Consider the following 19,447-nt stretch of genomic DNA (forward strand, 5'->3'; position numbering starts at 1 on the left):
CCGCCGTCGTCGCCTCCCTGCCCGCCACGGTCATCCTCGTCCTCGCCCAGCGCTACGTCGCCGCAGGCGTCACCGCCGGCGCCGTCAAGGACTGAGGCCCGCAGCGCGCCCCTCCCCACGATCCCCTGCCCGACGATCACCGACGATCCCTGCTCGAGAAACGAGTGCCTCTCCATGACCGCCGACCGCTCCGGCCCGGCCTTCTCCGTCCAAGACATCCCGTTCAGCACGCACGGGTCCTGGTTCGGCATCTCCCCCGTGCTCGCGGAGAAGACGCGCTCCGAGGACCTCCACCTCGTCTCGCACCAGAACGGCATGCACGCCGTCCTGCGCCTGGTCCCCCTCGACCCCGCGACGGGCGAGCGGGCCGGGACCCGCGTCGAGGCGACACCGGGCCTGCTCACCTGGACCGGCGCGGACGGCCGCGTCGACCTCGCCTACGAGACGCCGGACACCGTACGACTGCGCGGTGCGGGTCTGCCGCTGCGGATCTCGGCGGCGGCGCGGACGCTGACCCCGTTCAGCGGCACCTACTTCTACCGCGAACCGGCCGCCGAGGCCTACGTGTTCACCTCGTACGAGACGGGCCGCCGCTACCGTGTCACGCTGCTCTCGGGCACGGCCGACGTGTTCGGCAGCCAGGCCCTGGGCAGTGCCGACCGCGGTGTCACCGTCGCCGCGGACGCGGACGGCGGATGGGAGATCGCGGTCGAGGAACTCGACACCGCCCGCCCTCCCTACGCCTCGACGGCTGCCTTCGGCAAGGTTGTCGAAGCCGAGCGGAACTCCTTCGCGGACTTCGTCGACACCGTGGCCCCCTGGCGTTCGGACGACACTCCGGCCGCCGAACTCGCCGCCTACGTCCTGTGGTCGGCGACCGTGCGCCCGGCCGGCCTGGTCACCCGGCCCGGCGTCCTGATGTCCAAGCACTGGATGGACAAGGTCTGGAGCTGGGACCACTGCTTCAACGCCCTCGCCCTGGCCCCCGGTTGCCCCGAACTGGCCTGGGACCAGTTCCACCTGCCCTTCGACCACCAGGACGACAGCGGGGCGCTGCCCGACTCCGTCACCCACTCCGAGGTGCTCCGCAACTTCGTCAAACCGCCCATCCACGGCTGGGCGTTCGGCCATCTGCACCGCCGGCTGCCCACCGCCCCGGACGGGGCGGAACTGACCGCGACGTACGACAGGCTGGAACGCTGGACGCAGTTCTGGCTCACCGCACGGCGCACGCCCGGCGCCGCCCTGCCGCACTACCAGCACGGCAACGACAGCGGCTGGGACAACGCCACCACCTTCGACCCCGAACGTGTGGTCGTCACCGCGGACCTGGCCGCCTTCCTCACCCTCCAACTGCGTGAACTCGCCGACCTGGCGACGCGGTTGGAGAGACCGGAGGACGCCCTGCGGTGGACGCGGGCCGCCGAGGAGACCCAGCGGGCGATGCTCGACCAGCTGTGGACGGGCGACCGGTTCGTCGCCCAGGGCGTCGACAGCGGCGACACCTGGGGCACGTCCAGCCTGCTGGACCTGATGCCGATCGTGCTGGGCGAGTATCTGCCGGACGACATCAGCGAGGTGCTGGCCGGCCGGATCGAGGCCCATCTGACCGCGTACGGCCTGGCCACCGAACTGCCGACCTCGCCGCACTACCTCTCCGACGGCTACTGGCGCGGCCCGATCTGGGCCCCGGCCACCGTCCTCGTCGAGGACGGCCTGCGCCGCGGCGGCCACCACCGGCTGGCGGACGAGGTCAGTGCCCGTTTCCGTGCCCTGTGCGAGCACCACGGCTTCGCGGAGAACTTCGACGCCCTGGCCGGAACGGGCCTGCGGGACCGCGCCTACACCTGGACGGCCGCCGCCTACCTCCTGCTCGCCGAGGCACACGCGCAGCGGGACGGCCGGTGACACCGCTCAGGCCAGGGTGACCTGGACCGGCAGCTTCTTGATGCCGTTGACGAAGTTCGAGCGCACCCGGGGGACGTCACCGACCAGGCGGATGTCGGCCAGGCGGGGGATCAGCTCCTCGAACATGATCCGGATCTCGGTGCGGGCGAGGAGGTTGCCCAGGCACAGGTGCGGGCTGCCCTTGCCGAAGGTGACGTGGTCGTTGTGCTGCCGGGCCACGTCGAAGTCGTAGGGGTTCCCGAAGACGTCTTCGTCGCGGTTGCCGGAGGCGTACCACATGACGACCTTGTCGCCCTCCCTGACCTGCTTTCCGCCGAGTTCGACGTCCCGGGTCGCGGTGCGCCGGAAGTGGTAGACGGGGGAGGCCCAGCGCAGGAACTCCTCGACCGCCGTGGGGATCAGCGAGGGGTCGTCCCTGAGGCGCGCGAGCTGCTCGGGGTGCTGGAGGAGGGCCAGCATGGAGTGGGTGATGGTGTGGCGGGTGGTCTCGTTGCCGGCCACCACCAGGAGCAGGAAGTAGTTGTCGAAGTCCTGCGGGGAGAGCGGGACGCCGTCGCGCGGGGTGGTGTTGACCAGCTTGGACACCAGGTCGGTGCCCTCGCCGCCGCGCCGCTGCCGGGCCAACTCCCTTCCGTACTCGAAGACTTCGAGGGAGGCGGGGGAGCGGAAGGGCAGGTCGCGGTACTGCTCGCTCTCCGCGCTGTGCAGCAGGACGTCCGCGTAGTCGGGGTCGGTGTTGCCGATGATGCGGTTGCCCCAGTCGATGAGCCGCTGGTTGTCCTCCGGGGGTACGTCGAGGAGGCGGGCCAGGACGTTGATGGGGAAGTCCGCCGAGACCTCCTTGACGAAGTCGAAGGTCCCCTTGGCCAGGGCCGCGTCCAGGGTCTTCGCGGTCAGACCGCGCAGGAAGTCGGTGTAGCTGTTGATGACCCCGGCGCCGAACTGGCGCTGGATCACGCTGCGCAGGGCGCGGTGGCGGACGCCGTCCAGCTCCAGGATCGAGGCGCGCTTCTTTATCTGGTCCTCGTCGACCTCCTCCAGGTTCACGAACCGCGTGGAGGTGAAGGTCTCCGCGTCCCGGTCCACGCGCGCGATGTCGGCGTGCCGGGTCACCGCCCAGAAACCGGAGTTGGGCGCCTCCTCGGGCTGCCAGTGCACCGGGTCCTCGTGGCGCAGCGTGTGGAACATCCGCCAGGGGGTGATCCCGTCGGTGAAGTGGTCGAGGTTCGCGAGGTCGACGTCCGCGAGGCGCATCGGCTCGACGGTGGTGGCTGCTGTCGTCATCCGGGAGTCCTTCACAGGTGGTAGGCGTACTCGGTGAACTCCCAGTCGGTGACGTGCCGTTGGAAGCGTTCGACCTCGTTGCGCTTGTAGGTGAGGTAGGAGGTGGTGAAGTCCTTGCCGAGCAGTTCGGTCAGCGCGGTGTCGGCCTCCAGGGCGTCCAGCGCGGCGGACAGGTCTTTGGGCAGGACGGCGGAGCGGGCGGTGTCGTAGCCGTAGCCCTCCAGTGGCGCCGGCGGCTCCTCGCCGGCCTGGACGCCCAGCAGGGCGGCGGCCACGGTGCCGGCGACGATCAGGTACGGGTTGGCGCTCGCGTCCCCGAGCCGAAGCTCCAGGCGGGCCCCGGACCCGCGCTCGGGCGGGACGCGCACCATGGCGCTGCGGTTGTCCAGCCCCCAGTCGATCAGCCAGGGGGCGAGCGTGTCGGGCCCGAAGCGCTTGTACGAGTTGACCGTCGGGTTGGTGAGCGCGGCGAGCGCGGGAGCGTGCGCCAGGATCCCGGCGACGGCGTGCCGGGCGGTCGCCGACAGGCCGTAGGGCCCCGCGGGGTCGTCGAAGGCGTTGGCCCCCTCCGCGTCCTGACAGGACAGGTGGAGGTGGAAGCCGGAGCCGCCCGCGTCACCGAAGGGCTTGGCCATGAAGGTGGCCAAGTTGCCCTCCCTGCGGGCCAGTTCCTTCACGGCGGCCTTGAAGCGGAAGGCCCGGTCGGCGGCGTCCAGGGCCTCGGAGTGGGTCAGGTTGATCTCGTACTGGCCGCCGTCGAACTCGTGGTTCCCGGTGACCACGCCCAGGCCGAGGTCGCGCAGGTGCCGCAGGGTGCGCAGCAGGTGGTTGCCGGGATCGGCGCGCAGCCCGGCGGTGTAGACGGCACCGGACACCTCCGGGGAGCGGCGCCAGCCGGTGGGGGTCCCGGGAGCGGGCTCCAGCAGGAAGTACTCCAGCTCGGGGCCCACGACGGGCCGCAGTCCCTGGACCGCGCACCGGGCCAGGACGGTACGCAGCAGGTCGCGCGGCGACTCGGCGGCCGGGCTCGACGTCGCCGGGTCGGTGACCTCGCCCAGACAGGTGGCCACGCCCGGTTCCCAGGGCAGCACGGACAGGGTCGACAGGTCGGGCCGTACGCACACGTCCGGCAGCCCCGCGTCCAGACCGCCCGCGACCGGGACCACGTCGCCCTGCGGGGTGGTGTGGTAGACGGCCCTGCAGAAGGCCAGGCCGTGCTCGCAGGCCGAGGGCAGGTGATCCACCAGGACGTCCCGGGCGCGGTCCGTGCCGATGAGGTCGGGATAGATCACCCGCACCACGTCGATGCCGTCGGCGGTGAGCCGCTCGACGTGACGGCGGATGTCTGGGGTGTCGTGAGCGCTCACCGATGCCTCCTTGGGCGGCTGGAGCAGCCTCGGGTATTCGTTTGAACCCGAACGTTATGGAGGAGGTCGTCCGCCCGCAAGGGGTGGACGCGAATAATTTATCCACCTGGATAGGTATTGACCAGGGGGTGCCGTCTGCCTACCTTGTTTGAAGCCAAACGAGTTGGGGGTGTGGACCTCAGTGGTTGTCCGCACCCCTTTGGCCGGGGCCCGGCCCAGCCGGCCGGGCCCCACTTCACCCCTTCGCTCCCGCTCCCTCAGGAGGACCGGCCATGAAGGTCGTCGTCGACATGAACAAGTGCCAGGACCACGGCCAGTGCGTCTTCGCGGCCCCCGACGTCTTCTCGATGGACGAGGACGGCCGTCTCCTGTACGTCCCCGACCCGGACGACGCGCTGCGCGACGAGGTCGAGGAAGCCGCGGACGTGTGCCCGCTCCAGGCGATCCGGATCGAGGACTGACGTGGCCGCCGGCATCGTCGTGGCGGGCGCCTCCCTGGGCGGCCTGCGCGCCGCCGAACAACTGCGCGCCGCCGGCTGGAGCGGCCGGATCACCGTCGTCGGCGACGAGCCGCACATGCCGTACAACCGGCCCCCGCTGTCCAAGGAGGTCCTCGCCGGCAAGGCACCCTTCGCCTCGCTCGCCTTCACCCCGAAGGCCGCCGCGGCCGACGTGCAGTGGCGGCTGGGCACGAGGATCGTCGCGTCCCGGCTCGCCGAACGGACCGTCTCGCTCGACGACGGCTCGGTCCTCCCGTACGACGGTCTCGTCGTCGCCACCGGCATGCGGCCCCGCCGGCTGCGCTGCCCGGGCCCGCTCACCGGCCGGCACACGGTCCGCACGATCGACGACGCCCAACGCCTGCGGGACGAGCTGACCCGGCCGGGCGCACGCGTGGTCGTCGTCGGCGCCGGGTTCATCGGCTGCGAGGTCGCCGCGACCGCCGTGGCCCTCGGAGTGGCCGAGGTGACGGTCGTCGATCCGCTGCCCCTGCCCATGGTCGGCCCCCTCGGTGAACTGCTGGGACGGGCGCTGCTCAAGAGGCACGAGGAACGCGGAGTGCGCTTCGTCCTGGGCACCGGCGTGTCCGGTTTCGTGGGCGAGAGCCGTGTCACCGGGGTCGTCCTGTCCGACGGGACGGTCCTGGAGGCGGACGTCGTCGTCGAGTCCGTCGGATCGGTCGCCAACACGGAGTGGCTGGACGGCAACGGGCTCGACCTCTCCGACGGTGTCCTCACCGACGACCGGCTGAGGGTCGGAGGCCGGCCGGAGGTCGTCGCGGTCGGTGACGTCGCCCGCTTCCCCAACGCCCGCTACGACGGCGTGGCCCGCCGTGTCGAGCACTGGTCCATCCCGGCCGACACCGCCAAGCACGCCGCCAGGACCCTCGTCGGCGCCGAGCCGGCGCCCTTCGCACCGCTGCCCACCTTCTGGAGCGACCAGCACGAGTTCCGGTTGCAGTCGTTCGGCGCGCCCGCGCTCGGCAAGGGCGACGTACGGATCCTGGACGGCGACCCGGAGGGTGACGTCCTGGTCGGCTACCACACCGGCGGCCGGCTCGTCGGTGTCGTGGCGCTCGGCGGGCACGCCGTCGCGACCGGTGCCGCCCGCCTCCGCGCCGAACTGCTGAAGCAGCCCGCCCTCACCGCGTAAGGAACCCCGTCATGTCTGCTGTCCGCGGCTTTTTCCACCCCAAGACGGCGAGCGGTGCCTCGTCGTTGATTCCCGCGCCCCCGTGGCGCTACTCCGGCGACCTGCTCACGATCGAGTACCGCACGGATCCCGCGCGGGTACGCGAACTGCTCCCCGCGCCCCTGGAGTTGGCCGACGAGGACCCGGGCGCCGTTGCCCTGATCTGGGCCGACTGGCAGTCCTGCTCGGCCTCGGCGGACGAACTGCTCGACCCCGTGCGGGCCCAGTACAAGGAGGCCTTCGCGGTCGTACGGTGCACGTACCGGGGTGAGACCTATTCGCGGTGCGTCCACATCTGGGTCGACAAGGACTTCGCGATCGCGCGGGGGCTGCACCAGGGCTATCCGAAGAAGCTCGGGTCGATCCACCAGACCCGCCCGCACCCGTACGGGCCCGCCCCGCGGATCGAGGCGGGAGCGCGGTTCGGGGCGACGCTCGCCGCCGCGGACCGGCGGCTCGCCCAGGCCGTGGTGACCCTGCGGGAACCCTCCGAGGGCAACGGGTTCGTCAACGCGCACCCCATGGCCCATCACCGGTGGCTGCCCTCGATCGAGAACGGCAAGGGGCTGGCGCTGGACGAGCTGATCGAGACCGGGGCGGCCTCCTTCGAGGGAGGCCAACCCTGGGTCGGCGACGCCGAGTTGGAGCTGTTCGAGGCGCCCACCGAGGAGCTGGCCCGACTGGAAATCCGCGAACCGATCGCCGCGTACTACCGCCAGGTCGGCGTCGTCTGGGACGGCGGCCGACTCCTGGAGTCCGGAACCTCCGGAGCCGAGTAACTCCCTCATACCGCGCAGCACTTGGAGACCGGACATGACCGAACACACCCTCACGGTGGCCGGGGTCGCCGTGGACACCCGGCACTGGATCGGCGGCGCCCGCGTCGCCTCCGCCGACACCTTCACCGACGTCTCACCCATCGACGGAGGCGTCCTCGGCGAGATCGCCCGCGGCGGTCCCGCGGAGGCGGCCGCCGCCGTCGCCGCCGCCAAGGCCGCCTTCCCCGCCTGGGCCGCCACCCCGCGCGCCGAGCGCGCCCGCATCCTGCACGCCGTCGCCGACGGAGTCGAGAAGCGGATCGAAGAGCTCGCCATCGTCGAGACCACCGACAACGGGGCGCTCCTGCGCTCGCACCGCCGGGGCGTGATGCCGCGCGTGGCGCACAACTTCCGTTTCTTCGCGGACTGGCTGCTGAAGCTGGAGCACGAGGACTTCACCACCCGCGGCCACACCAACCACGTCTCCTGGGACCCCGCGGGACCGTGCGTGCTGATCACCCCGTGGAACGCCCCGCTGATGCTGGCCACCTGGAAGGTCGCCCCGGCGCTCGCCGCCGGCAACACGGTGGTCCTCAAGCCCGCCGAGTGGTCGCCGCTCACCGCCTCCCTCCTCGCCGACATCACCGCCGAGGCCGGGCTGCCCGCCGGAGTCCTGAACGTCGTCCAGGGCTACGGCGCCGAGATCGGCGACACGCTGACCTCGCACCCTGACGTGCGCCGCATCAGCTTCACCGGGTCCGTGCCCACAGCCAAGCGGATCAGCGCGTCGGCCGCCGCCAACCTCACCCCCCTCAGTCTCGAACTCGGCGGCAAATCACCCCTGTTGGTGTTCGCCGACGCCGACCTGGACCTCGCGGTCGACCTCGCGGTGGAGCAGTACGACAACGCCGGGCAGGTGTGTCTGGCCGCGACGCGCATCCTCGTCGAGGAGCCGGTCGCCGAGGAGTTCACCCGACGATTTGTCGACAAGGCAACCCGTCTCCGCCAGGGCGACCCCCGCGACGAGGACACCGACATCGGCCCCACCATCCACCCGCGCCAACTGGAGAAGATCGACGGCTTCGTCCAGCGGGCCCTGGCGGCCGGAGCCCGGGCCGTCATCGGCGGACACCCCGGGGACGGCCAGTACTACGCGCCGACCCTCCTCGCCGACGTGGCCCAGGACTCCGAGATCGTCCAGGAGGAGGTCTTCGGGCCGGTCCTGACCCTCCAGACCTTCACCGACGAGGACGAGGCGGTCCGGCTCGCGAACGACACCCGCTTCGGGCTCGCCGCCACCGTGGCCACCGGCGACCCCGAGCGCGCCCGACGCGTCAGCGCCCGGCTCGTCGCCGGCACCGTCTGGATCAACTGCTTCTTCGTCCGCGACCTCCAGGCCCCCTTCGGCGGCTCCCGCCACTCCGGGGTCGGCCGCGAGGGCGGCACCTGGAGCTTCGACTTCTACTGCGACCTGAAGAACACCGTCACCGCACCGAACGGATGGCAGAACCATGGGTGAGATCGTCGGGGCGGGCCTCCTCGCCCACGTCCCCACCATCGTGCTCCCGCAGGAGGAGCGGCTGGAACTGAACGGCGGCAGGGAGATCACCCTCGTCACCGGCCTCCAGGAGCTGCGCCGGGAGGTGTTCGAGCGCGACGACTACGACACCGTCGTCGTCCTCGACTCGCACTGGGCGACCACCGTCGAGTTCGTGGTCACCGCCCAGCGGCGCCGGGCCGGCCTGTTCACCTCGGAGGAGCTGCCGCGCGGCATGTGCAGGATGCCGTACGACTTCCCCGGCGACCCCGAACTGGCCCTCAACATCGAGAGCTTCGCGGACAAGCACGGCACCTGGATCACCGCGATCGACGACGAGTACCTGCCGATCTACTACGCCACCATCAACCTCTGGAAGTACCTGGGGGAGGGGCTCCCGGACAAGCGGTGGGTGACGATCGGTGTCTGCCAGACCGGTGACATGGAGGACCACCTGCGCCTGGGACGGGCCCTGGCGGACGGTATCGCCGCCACCCCCGGCCGCCGTGTCCTGCTGATCGCGTCCGGCGCCCTCTCGCACACCTTCTGGCCGCTGCGCGAACTGCGCGACCACGAGGCCAGCGACCCCGTGCACATCCGCACCCCCGAGGCCCGCGCGGCGGACCACGAGCGCATCGCATGGTTCAAGGAGGGCCGCCACGACAAGGTCCTCGACACCATGGACGCGTTCTGGAAGGTCAAGCCCGAGGCGAAGTTCTTCCACTACCTGATGATGGCCGGCGCCCTCGGCGAGCAGGCCTGCACGGCCAGGGCCCGCCAGTACGGCGAGTACGAGAACTCCGTCGGCACAGGCCAGGTCCATCTGTGGTTCGACCGGCCTGCCGAGGGCTGGACCGGCACCGGCCTGGCGAACAGCCCAGGCACCCTGCACAGCCGTAACTAACCGTAACTAGCCGTGTCCAGCCGTACCCAGTTGCAGCCAGGAGCCCTCATGCCCGAGTACCGCCGCATCCTCCTTGACGGCGCCGCCGTCCAGGTCACCGTCGACGGCGACGAACTGGTCGCCGGGGACGGCCGCCGCGTCAAGTCCGGCGAGGCCCGGCACCTGCCGCCGGTGGTGCCGTCCAAGGTGATCGCCGTCCACCTCAACCACCGCAGCCGCGTGGACGAGTTCCGCATCGACCTGCCGGACACCCCCACCTACTTCCACAAGCCGACCTCCTCCCTCAACTCCCACCAGGGCGCGATCGTCCGCCCCGAGGGCTGCAAGTGGCTCAACTACGAGGGCGAAGTGGCCATCGTCATCGGACGGACCGCCCGGAACATCTCCGTTGCCGAGGCGGGGGAGTTCATCGCCGGCTACACGATCGCCAACGACTACGGGCTGCACGACTTCCGTGACACCGACGCGGGCTCCATGCTCCGTGTGAAGGGCTCCGACACCCTGTGCCCGCTGGGCCCCGGCCTGGTCACCGACTGGGACTTCCACGGCAAGAGCCTGCGCACGTACGTCAACGACGAGGTCGTACAGGACGGTTCCACCGACGAGATGCAGTGGGACATGCACTACCTCGTCGCCGACATCGCCCGCACGATCACCCTGTACCCCGGGGACGTACTGCTGTCGGGGACGCCCGCCAACTCCCGTCCCGTGCGGCCCGGTGACGTCGTCGAGGTGGAGGTGGAGGGTCTCGGCCGCCTCACCAACCACATCGTCACCGGCCCCACCGCCGTCCGCACCGACGTCGGCGCCCAGCCCACCGAGTCCGAGGAGGTGCTGTCCACCGCGCTCGGCGGCGACTGGGAGTTCCGCGGGATCCGTCCGCCCCGGCGCTGACTCGGTCGAGGACCGCGACGGCCTCGATCTCGACCAGGTGATCGGGGACGTCCAGCGCCGCGACGCCCAGCAGCGTGGCCGGCGGGACCGGGGTGACGCCCAGTCTCGCGGCCGCCCGGGAGATCCCCTCCAGGAGCCGGGGCATCTTGCCGGGTGTCCAGTCGACGACGTGGACGGTCAGTTTCGCCACGTCGTCGAAGGAACCGCCGGCCTCGGCCAGGGCTGTGCCGATGTTGAGGTAGCACTGCTCGACCTGCGCGGCGAGGTCCCCCGCGCCGACCGTGCGCCCCTCGGCGTCCGGTCCCGGGATCGGTGGCTCGGCGGCCCCGAACTCGGTTGTCCTGACCGGCCTGTTCGCTCCTCGCGGCGGTCTGCCGCAAAGCCTTCCCGTAGACGTGGCCGGGTAGGGTCGCCGACATGAGCGAATCCGCGGACGCCCCCAAGAGCCGACGGCCGCGCAAGCGAGTGCACTACGGGGAGGGACGCGAGGCCCTGCTGAACGCCGCGGTGCGGGTGGTGGCCCGGGGCGGGCTGCGCAGGCTCACCTACCGAGCGGTCGCGGAGGAGGCGGGGGTCACCCACGGCCTGGTGGTCCACCACTTCGGCTCGCGCGACACCCTGATCGAGGAGACGCTCGCCCACACCATCCGCACCTCGCTGAACACCAGCGCGCTCGAACCCGGCACGGGCAAGGTCGACGACTTCTCCTCGGGCGTGTCCGAGATGGTCACGGCGGACCCGGACAAGCAGGCGTTCCAGTACGAGCTGCTGCTCGAATCGCGCCGCAGGCCGGAGCTGCTGCCGCAGATCCGCGCCCTGTACGACGAGTACTTCGACGCGACCCGGCGCGAGCTGAACCGCATGCTCCCCGCGGGCGCCGACCGGGCGCTGGCCCGGCTGGTCTTCGCGGCCCTGGACGGCCTCGTCCTGCACCAGCTCGTCCTCGGCGAGCCCGACGTCACCGACGCCGCGATCGAGGAACTGCGCGGCCTGCTGCGGCTGCTCGACGCCGACGGCACGCAGGACCCCGGCGCATGACTCGCTGACCTGTGCGGACAGGGCCCCGGACACCAGGTCCGGGGCCCTGTCTCGTCGTGCCGCGGTCACAGCCCCGCAGGAAATCGCCCACCTGACCGGAAACACCCGCCGACCCCCTTGCCAAACGGATAGTTCCGACCCACCATGAGGCAACTCGTTTGGCTCGAAACAATTCCTCGCCCCTTCCCGCTCCCGGCAGGTGATTCGAGTGGACAGTCAGACAGCGGTCAGTACGCGGACCGCTTCCGATCCATCCACGGCAGGCAGGCTCAAGCCCAACTCGCTCGGCGTCCTGGGCATCCTGTTCTTCGTCCTTTCCGCCCAGGCCCCGTTGACCGGCATCGCCGGCGCCGTCCCCATCGCGGTCGGCATCGGCAACGGACCCGGCACCCCCGCCGCGTACCTCGTGGCGGGCGCCGTGGTCCTGCTGTTCTCCGTCGGATTCGTCGCCATGGGCCGCCACGTGGTGGACGCGGGCGCCTTCTACACGTACATCGGCAAGGGGCTCGGCCGCCCGGCCGGCTCCGGCAGCGCCGGTGTGGCCCTCTTCGCCTACTGCGCCATCCAGGCCGCCATGTACGGGCTGTACGGCGCCACGGTGAGCGGCCTGGTCGAGCACTACACCGGCACCCACGTGGCGTGGTGGGTCTGGACCCTGGTCACGATGGTGATCGTCCAGGTGCTCGGCGCCTCGGGCATCGAGATGGGCGCCAGGATCCTCGCCGTGTTCGTGCTGGCGGAGTTCAGCATCCTGATCGTCTTCGCCCTCGTCACCTTCTTCAAGGGCGGCGGTCCCGAGGGGCTCGGCTTCACCGACAGCTTCTCCCCGTCGGCCGCGCTCCAGGGCGCCCCGGGCGTGGCGCTGATGTTCGCCGTCGCGTCGATGTTCGGCTTCGAGGCCACCGCGATCTACGGCGAGGAGGCCCGCGAGCCCCGCAGGACGGTCCCCAGGGCCACCTATCTGTCCGTCGCGGTGGTCACCGGCTTCTTCGCCTTCACCTCGTGGATGCTGGTCTCGGCGCACGGCGCGTCCCACGTCACGGCCGAGGCGGGCAAGGCGCTGGAGAGCGGTGACGCCACCGGCTTCGTCTTCGCGCCGATCGCCGCACAGTTCGGCGGCTGGGTCGACGACGTCCTGCCGATCCTGCTGGCCACCTCCCTGTTCGCCGGCATCCTGGCCTTCCACAACTCGGCCAACCGCTACCTGTTCTCCCTGGGCCGCGAACGGCTCCTGCCGCACGCGCTGACCGCCCTCAACCGTCGGCACTCACCCCGGACGGCGGGCGTCGTGCAGACCGTGATCTCGGTACTGCTGGTGATGCCCTTCGCACTCCTGGGCAAGGACCCGGTGCTCACCCTCTTCTCCTGGTTCAGCGGCGTGGCGGTGCTGGCGATGATGCTGCTGTACTTCCTGACCTCGGTCTCCGTGGTCGTCTTCTTCCGTCGCTCACGCGCGGACACCCGCCCCTGGAACACGGTGATCGCCCCGGTCCTGGGCGCGCTCGGTATCGCCGGTGCCATCTGGCTCATCGTCGAGAACTTCACCACGCTCATCGGCGGCGACCTCACCACCGCGATCTGGCTCCAGCTCACCGTCCCCGCGGTCCTGGTCCTCGGTCTCGTGGCCGCCCGGGTGAGCAAGGGCGGGGCGACCGCCGACGGCTGACGCCCGCGACGAGGTGCGGCCCGGACCTCCCCACCGGGCCGCACCCACCACTCCCGTGAGTCGTCACACCGAGGTGTTCGCCACCCGGTCGAGGAAGGCGTCGGTCAGCTGTGTGGCGTTGTCCCGTGCCGGGGTTTCCATGGCGCGGCTGCGAGCGAGCAGGTGTTTCGGATCCAGACCGTGCCGTACCCACTGCTCCCCACCGGGCCGCACCCGCCGCTCCCCTGTGAGTCGTCACACCGAGGTGTTCGCCACCCGGTCGAGGAAGGCGTCGGTCAGCTGTGTGGCGTTGTCCCGTGCCGGGGTTTCCATGGCGCGGCTGCGAGCGAGCAGGTCCTCCGGATCCAGACCGTGCCGTACGCACTGCTCTCTGCCGCCGAGGTCGAGATACCGGTGCACGACCGTCGTGGTGATCTCCGGGTGGAACTGCACCCCCAGGCTGCGACCGGCCAGGAAGGCCTGCGCGCACACCTCGTTGCGGGCGACCTCCACCGCCCCCGGTGGCGGGACGCAGCGGTCGTAGTGCCACTGGAACCACGGACCGTCCGGTATCAGCGAGGGGTCGTCGCTGTCGACCCGGGTCCAGCCGATCTCGGGGTGCGGCGCCGGCCCGACCGAGCCGCCGAGCGCGGTGGCCAGGGCCTGGGCGCCGAAGCAGATGCCCAGCACCGGGACGCCGAGGTGGTGGGCCTTGCGGAGCAGGGCGAGTTCGCCGCCGATCCAGCTCCCGACCGCCGTCTCGTCGTACACCGACCAGGGCGCGCCGAGCGACACGATCAGGTCCCAGTCGTCGGGTGCGGGGAACGTGAAGGAGACGTCCGGCGAGTGGTGGCGCTCCGCGGGCACGACGGTCACGCTCGTGAGGTCGTACCCGCGCTCCTGGAGCCGCTCGCCGATGAGCCCGGGCTCGGTCGCGTGGTCGTGCATGAGGGCGAGTGCGCGCACGGCGGGCGCTCCTTTCCGTTGCCGAGGCCCTTGTGCCGGGCCGCTCACCGATCATATCGTTTGAATCCAAATAATATCCCTGGAGGTCTCCCATGCCGGATGTCACTCACGAGGAGTGGCTGCGCCGCGCCAAGTCCCTCGACCCGTCCGGCGCCCACCACGTCGACGGGGCCGACGAGCCCGGCGGGGGAGCGGCCTTCACTCTCGTCTCACCCCGCGACGGCCAGGCGCTGGCCCGGGTCGCGGACGCCGGGCAGGCCGAGGTCGACCTCGCCGTGACCGCCGCCCGCCGGGCCTTCGACACGGGCCCGTGGCCACGCCTGGCCCCCGCCGAGCGCGGCCGCATGCTGCTGCGCATCGCCGACCTGCTCGAAGAGCGGCGCGAGGAACTCGCGTTGACGGTCAGCCTGGAGATGGGCAAGCCCGTCACGGACGCGTACGGCATCGAACTGCGCGCCCTGATCAACACCTTCCGCTGGTACGGCCAGCTCGCCGACAAGCTCACCGACGAGTCCCCGCACACCGCGCCCGACGCCCTCGCCCTCGTCACCCGGGAACCGGCCGGTGTAGTCGGCGCCGTCGTGCCCTGGAACTTCCCGCTGACGCTGGCGGGTTGGAAGGTCGCCCCGGCGCTGGCGGCCGGCTGCACGGTCGTACTCAAACCGTCGGAGAACTCACCGCTGTCCGCACTGCTGCTGGGCCGCCTCGCCACCGAGGCGGGACTGCCACCCGGCGTCCTCAACGTGGTGAGCGGCAACGGGCCCGTGGCCGGACGGGCGCTGGGCCTGCACCCCGACGTCGACGTACTGGCGTTCACCGGATCCACCGCCGTCGGCCGGCACTTCCTGCGCTACTCCGCCGACTCCAACCTCAAGCGCGTCTGGCTGGAACTGGGCGGCAAGTCACCCAACATCATCCTCCCCGACGCCCCCGACCTGGAGCAGGCGGCGGCCACCGCCGCCTGGGGCATCTTCTTCAACCAGGGCGAGATGTGCACCGCCCCCTCCCGGCTCCTGGTGCACTCCTCGATCGCCGAACAGGTCACCGAGGCCGTCGTCACGCGGGCGCGGGAGCTACGGGTCGGAGACCCCCTCGACCCGGCCACCGAGATGGGCGCCCTGGTCACCGAGAACCACCTGGCACGCGTCGAGGACCACATCGCCACCGGCCTCGACGAAGGGGCCCGGCTGCGCGCCGGCGGCGGCCGCACACTGGCCGGCACGGGCGGCAGTTTCCTCCAGCCCACCGTCTTCGACCGGGTGGAGCCCGGCATGCGACTGGCCCGCGAGGAGATCTTCGGCCCGGTCCTGTCCGTGCTCACCTTCGACGACCTCGACGAGGCGGTACGGCTCGCCAACGCCACTGAGTACGGCCTCGCCGCCGCCGTGTGGACCTCCGACCTGTCCACCGCCCACAAGGTCTCCCGGGCCCTGAGGGCCGGCACGGTCTGGGTCAACTGCTACGAGGAGGGCGACCTCACCGTCCCCTTCGGCGGCATGAAGCAGTCGGGCAACGGCCGCGACAAGTCCGCGCACGCCCTGGAGAAGTACACCGAGCTCAAGACGACCTGGATCCAGCTGTGAACCGTACGAGCAGCTCCGCGCGGCCTCTGATCGCGATCCCCGCCCGTTTCTCCGCCACCACCTCCGCCCTGCGGTACGCCGCCGAGGTCAACGCCCGCGCCCTGATCGAGGCCGTGTGGCGGGCCGGCGGCGAACCGGCGAGCATCCACCCCGCCGCCGGAGACGTCCCGGCCCGCCTCGCCCGCTTCGACGGCGTCCTGCTCCCCGGCGGCGGCGACCTCGCCCCGCACCGCTACGGCGCCGGCGACACCCACGCGGCCGTCTATGACGTCGACGACCTCCAGGACACCTTCGACCTCCAAGTCGCCCGCGCCGCACTGGACTCGGGCCTGCCCCTGCTGGCGGTCTGCCGCGGCCTCCAGGTCGTGAACGTGGCCCTCGGCGGGACCCTGGAACAGCACATGGACAGCGACCACCGGCATCTCGTGCACCCGGTCACGATCCGGCGCGGCACCCTGCTGGAACGGGCCACCGGTGCCGAGAAGACCGACGTGTCCTGCTATCACCACCAGCGGGTGGACCGCCTCGGCGAAGGCCTCACGGCCACCGCACACGCCGCCGACGGCACGGTGGAGGCACTCGAACTCCCCGGCGCACAGGGCTGGTTCACCGCCGTCCAGTGGCACCCCGAGGACACCGCCCACGAGGACCGCGCCCAGCAGGGCCTTTTCGACGCCCTGGTCCGGGCCGCCCGCTGAGGCCGCCGGCCCGGCGGGGCCGAACCGTGCAGTCCTCGTGAAAACCCGGTGGAAGCGCTGTCAGTGGTGCCCTTTATGCTGCACCGGACGATCACGCGGGACCAGGGGAGGGCGCGGCATGTTCGGCAAGCTGTTCGGTGGGGGCCGGGAGAGACCGACGGCGGATTCGCACGCCCTACCCGCCCCGCGCAGGCAGAAGAACGGGACGTACGTCCTGCGCGCGCTCGGGGACACCCGGGTGCTCGCCCTCGTGGAAGCGGCCGACGCGGGTGACTGGGAGGCGGTCAAAGCGGCCCTCGCCCCCTTCGACCTCGGCCGCGAGCAGGAGGTCCTGGGGCAACTGACCGAAGTGGACGGTCTGGAGGAGTGGATCGTCCGGGCCGCCGAAGAGGACAGGAACGACACGGAGCTCCGGGCGACCGCGCTGCTGATCTCGGGCGCGCGCCACGTCTCCTGGGGCTGGGAGGCGCGCACGTCCGCCCGTGCCGTGGACGTCAGTCGCGAGCAGTGGCAGATCTTCTACGAGCGGCTGCGCATCGCCGAGGAACACCTGCTGGAGGCCGCCGAGTTGCGGCCCGACTGGGTCACGCCGTGGCGTCATCTGCTCACCTCGGGGCGCGGCATGTCCGTCGACGACAGCGTCAAAGAGGCCCGGCTCGCGGCCGGTCTGCGCCGTGACCCGCTGAACCTGGACCTCCACCTGGAGTGGGTGTCGCAGCTCCAGCCGCGCTGGGGCGGAGAGCCGGGCCAGGCCCTGGAGTTCGCCCAGAAGGCCTTCGCGGGCGCGCCCGACGGGCACCGGCTCGGCTGTGTCATCGCCATGGCGCATATCGAGGACTGGGTGGAGTCCGACGACCGCGACTGCCTGCAACAGCCGCGGATCCGGGCCGAGTTGAGGGAGGCCGCGGAGCGCAGCATCCTGCACCACGCGTACGAGCGCCGTCTGGGCTGGCAGGGCGACTACAACATGTTCGCCATGGCCCTCTCACTGGCGGGCAGCAGCACGGCCTCCAACGTCTTCCGCGAGCTGGAAGGTGCCTACACCGAGTGGCCGTGGACCTTCATGGCGGACCCGCAGAAAGCGTACGCGCGCTTCCGCAAGGCCTTCTGAGCCGCCGACTGCCCCGTCCCGACCGTCCTCGGCCGTATCCCAAGGACAACCGCGCGACTGACTTCGGCCGGTCCTGTGGACAGCCGCACGACCGTCCTAGGCCGTCCCGTGGACAACCGCACAACCGTCCTCAGCCGGTCCCGCAGACGACCGCCACCCCGCCGTTCCCTTCCCTCACCCCGGACTGCCCCATGCCCCTGCGTCACAACGCCGCCGACCACGCCCCCACGGACCGCACCTTCCAGGTCGACCTGCGTGGCCTCGTCGACCTCCTCTCCCACCACCTCTACTCCAGCCCCCGCGTCTACCTGCGCGAGCTCCTGCAGAACGCGGTGGACGCGCTGACCGCCCGGCACGGTCTCGAACCGGGCGCCCCCGCCGACGCGTTCGGCATCCGCCTGTACGCCGACGGCTCCGTGGTGCGCGTCGAGGACGACGGCGTCGGACTCACCGAGGCCGACGTGCACACCTTCCTCGCCACGATCGGCCGCAGCAGCAAGCGAGCTGAGCGGATCGCCGAGCAACGGGCCGACTTCATCGGCCAGTTCGGCATCGGCCTGCTCTCATGCTTCCTGGTCGCGGACGAGATCCACGTCGTGAGCCGCTCCGCCCGCACCCCCGACGCGCCGGCCGTGGAGTGGCGTGGCCGCGGTGACGGCAGCTACACCGTCCGCACCCTGCCCGCCTCCGCCCGCCCCCGGCCCGGCACCACCGTCACCCTCACGCCCCGCGCCGACGCGGGCGAGTGGACCCGCCCGGCCCAAGTGCACGCGCTGGCCCGCCACTTCGGCTCCCTGCTGCGCCACCCGGTGACCTTCGACGACGGCACAAGCGGTCCGGGCGGCTCAGGCGCGTCCGGGGGCGTACCCGTCAACCCCGAACCCGCGCCCTGGGCGCAGACCCACCCCACCCCCGGAGCCCGCGCCCGCGCCCTGGCCGCCTACGGCGAGGAGGTCTTCGGGTTCACACCGCTGGACACCATCGAACTGGACCTGCCCGCCGTGGGCCTGAAGGGCATCGCCTGCGTGCTGCCCGAGGCGGTCCCGGCCGGCCGTCGCCACGGCCACCGCGTGCACGTCAAAGGCATGCTGCTGTCCGAGCAGGCCGAGGAGATCCTGCCCGACTGGGCGTTCTTCGTCCGCTGCGTCGTCGACGCCGAGAGCCTGCGCCCGACGGCGTCCCGCGAGTCCCTGTATGAGGACGACACCCTCGCCGCCGTACGCGACGCCCTCGCCGAACACCTGCGCGCGTGGATCGCCAGGGCCGCCGCCAGCGACCCCGACCTGCTCGGCCGTTTCCTCCAGGTCCACCACCTGGCCGTGAAGTCGCTCGCGGTGCACGACGACGAGATCATGCGGATGTTGCTGCCCTGGCTGCCGTTCGAGACCACCGACGGACACGCCACCCTCGACGAGCTCGCCCGCACCCACCGCACCGTGCTCGTCACGTCGAGCGTGGAGGAGTTCCGCCAGGTCGCGGCGATCGCTTCGGCCGCCGGGCTCGGCGTCGTCAACGGCGGCTACACCTACGACCGCGCGCTGGTCCACCGGCTGCCCGAGGTCCGGCCCGAGGTCACCGTCGACGACCTCGACCCGGCGACCCTCACCGCCCACCTCGACCCCGTCGACCGGGAGACCGAACTGGCCGCCGCGGCCTATCTCGCCCAGGCCCGCGACGCCCTCGCCGTCTTCGACTGCGACGTCGCGCTGCGCACCTTCCAGCCCGCCTCCGCCCCCGCCCTCCTCCTCGACAGCCGCGAGGCCCGGCACGAACGCACCCGCTCCCAGCTCGCCCGCGAGCAGCACGGCGGCGTGTGGGGCGACATCCTCGGAGCCTTGCGCCAGGAGGCCCCGAAGGCCCAGCTGATCCTCAATCAGCTCAACCCGCTGGTGCGCACCGCCGTCACCATCGACGAGCCCGAGCTGGCCCGCACCAGCGCCGAAGCCCTCTACGGTCAGGCCGCGATGCTCTCCCGGCGCCCGCTCAGGCCCGCCGAGTCGAGCCTCATCAACCGCTCCTTCCTCGACCTCCTCGCCCGCGCCCTCCGCAAGGACAGCTGACG

17 protein-coding genes and 1 pseudogene are annotated in these 19,447 nt (G+C 71.5%); 13 read left to right on the forward strand and 5 right to left on the reverse strand.

Annotated features, from left to right (window positions below; genetic code table 11):
• Positions 1-174: 174 nt before the first annotated feature.
• Complete coding sequence (locus ABZ098_RS37240; RefSeq protein WP_356598180.1) at positions 175-1,908, forward strand: trehalase family glycosidase; 1,734 nt, start codon at positions 175-177, stop codon at positions 1,906-1,908.
• Positions 1,909-1,914: 6 nt separating this feature from the next.
• Here ABZ098_RS37240 and ABZ098_RS37245 read toward each other — a convergent pair whose 3' ends face one another.
• Positions 1,915-3,192: a cytochrome P450 gene (locus ABZ098_RS37245; protein ID WP_356598181.1), complete on the reverse strand. Its 1,278-nt coding sequence runs from the start codon at positions 3,190-3,192 to the stop codon at positions 1,915-1,917.
• A gap of 11 nt (positions 3,193-3,203) precedes the next feature.
• Positions 3,204-4,559: a glutamine synthetase family protein gene (locus ABZ098_RS37250; RefSeq protein WP_356598182.1), complete on the reverse strand. Its 1,356-nt coding sequence runs from the start codon at positions 4,557-4,559 to the stop codon at positions 3,204-3,206.
• A 272-nt stretch (positions 4,560-4,831) separates the two neighbouring features.
• On the opposite strand from ABZ098_RS37250, the gene ABZ098_RS37255 reads away from it, so the two are divergent.
• Genes ABZ098_RS37255 through ABZ098_RS37280 form a run of 6 tightly spaced genes read left to right on the forward strand, consistent with a single transcriptional unit; the run spans position 4,832 to position 10,344 of the window.
• A complete protein-coding gene (locus ABZ098_RS37255) occupies positions 4,832-5,020 on the forward strand; it encodes a ferredoxin (RefSeq protein ID WP_266524449.1) in 189 nt (62 codons plus the stop codon).
• 1 nt (position 5,021) lies between these two features.
• Positions 5,022-6,212: an FAD-dependent oxidoreductase gene (locus ABZ098_RS37260; protein WP_356598183.1), complete on the forward strand. Its 1,191-nt coding sequence runs from the start codon at positions 5,022-5,024 to the stop codon at positions 6,210-6,212.
• Positions 6,213-6,223: 11 nt separating this feature from the next.
• Entirely contained in the window at positions 6,224-7,030 is an 807-nt protein-coding gene (locus ABZ098_RS37265) for an acetoacetate decarboxylase family protein (RefSeq protein WP_356598184.1), read from the forward strand.
• A gap of 34 nt (positions 7,031-7,064) precedes the next feature.
• Complete coding sequence (locus tag ABZ098_RS37270; protein ID WP_356598185.1) at positions 7,065-8,528, forward strand: aldehyde dehydrogenase; 1,464 nt, start codon at positions 7,065-7,067, stop codon at positions 8,526-8,528.
• Entirely contained in the window at positions 8,521-9,450 is a 930-nt protein-coding gene (locus ABZ098_RS37275) for a 3,4-dihydroxyphenylacetate 2,3-dioxygenase (RefSeq protein WP_356598186.1), read from the forward strand. The genes ABZ098_RS37270 and ABZ098_RS37275 overlap by 8 nt, the downstream gene beginning before the upstream one ends.
• A 48-nt stretch (positions 9,451-9,498) precedes the next feature.
• Positions 9,499-10,344 (forward strand): fumarylacetoacetate hydrolase family protein, encoded by an 846-nt coding sequence (locus ABZ098_RS37280; RefSeq protein WP_356598187.1) that lies wholly within the window; start codon positions 9,499-9,501, stop codon positions 10,342-10,344.
• Between the two features lie 4 nt (positions 10,345-10,348).
• Here ABZ098_RS37280 and ABZ098_RS37285 read toward each other — a convergent pair.
• A pseudogene (locus ABZ098_RS37285) lies at positions 10,349-10,642 on the reverse strand (RidA family protein); the annotation flags it as partial.
• Positions 10,643-10,761: 119 nt separating this feature from the next.
• On the opposite strand from ABZ098_RS37285, the gene ABZ098_RS37290 reads away from it, so the two are divergent.
• Both ABZ098_RS37290 and ABZ098_RS37295 read left to right on the forward strand, forming a co-directional pair.
• Positions 10,762-11,382, forward strand: a complete 621-nt coding sequence (locus ABZ098_RS37290; RefSeq protein WP_356598188.1) for a TetR family transcriptional regulator — start codon at positions 10,762-10,764, stop codon at positions 11,380-11,382.
• A gap of 208 nt (positions 11,383-11,590) precedes the next feature.
• Positions 11,591-13,048, forward strand: coding sequence for an APC family permease (locus ABZ098_RS37295; RefSeq protein ID WP_356598189.1), 1,458 nt, complete (start codon positions 11,591-11,593; stop codon positions 13,046-13,048).
• A 63-nt stretch (positions 13,049-13,111) separates the two neighbouring features.
• Here ABZ098_RS37295 and ABZ098_RS37300 read toward each other — a convergent pair whose 3' ends face one another.
• Together ABZ098_RS37300 and ABZ098_RS37305 are read right to left on the reverse strand one after the other, a co-directional pair.
• Positions 13,112-13,261: a hypothetical protein gene (locus ABZ098_RS37300; RefSeq protein WP_356598190.1), complete on the reverse strand. Its 150-nt coding sequence runs from the start codon at positions 13,259-13,261 to the stop codon at positions 13,112-13,114.
• A 21-nt stretch (positions 13,262-13,282) separates the two neighbouring features.
• On the reverse strand, positions 13,283-13,993 hold the full coding sequence (locus tag ABZ098_RS37305) for a type 1 glutamine amidotransferase (protein ID WP_356598191.1): 711 nt from the start codon (positions 13,991-13,993) through the stop codon (positions 13,283-13,285).
• A gap of 92 nt (positions 13,994-14,085) precedes the next feature.
• Here ABZ098_RS37305 and ABZ098_RS37310 point away from each other — a divergent pair, with 92 nt between their 5' ends.
• The 4 genes from ABZ098_RS37310 (at position 14,086) to ABZ098_RS37325 (ending at position 19,445) form a co-directional block, all read left to right on the forward strand.
• Complete coding sequence (locus ABZ098_RS37310) at positions 14,086-15,576, forward strand: aldehyde dehydrogenase (protein WP_356598192.1); 1,491 nt, start codon at positions 14,086-14,088, stop codon at positions 15,574-15,576.
• Positions 15,573-16,274, forward strand: coding sequence for a gamma-glutamyl-gamma-aminobutyrate hydrolase family protein (locus tag ABZ098_RS37315; protein WP_356598193.1), 702 nt, complete (start codon positions 15,573-15,575; stop codon positions 16,272-16,274). Before ABZ098_RS37310 ends, ABZ098_RS37315 begins: the two co-directional genes overlap by 4 nt.
• A gap of 118 nt (positions 16,275-16,392) precedes the next feature.
• Positions 16,393-17,385: a hypothetical protein gene (locus ABZ098_RS37320; protein WP_356598194.1), complete on the forward strand. Its 993-nt coding sequence runs from the start codon at positions 16,393-16,395 to the stop codon at positions 17,383-17,385.
• Positions 17,386-17,576: 191 nt separating this feature from the next.
• Positions 17,577-19,445, forward strand: coding sequence for an HSP90 family protein (locus tag ABZ098_RS37325; protein ID WP_356598195.1), 1,869 nt, complete (start codon positions 17,577-17,579; stop codon positions 19,443-19,445).
• The last annotated feature ends 2 nt before the right edge of the window (positions 19,446-19,447 follow it).

Source organism: Streptomyces sp. NPDC006335 (assembly GCF_040612795.1).
Lineage (GTDB): Bacteria > Actinomycetota > Actinomycetes > Streptomycetales > Streptomycetaceae > Streptomyces.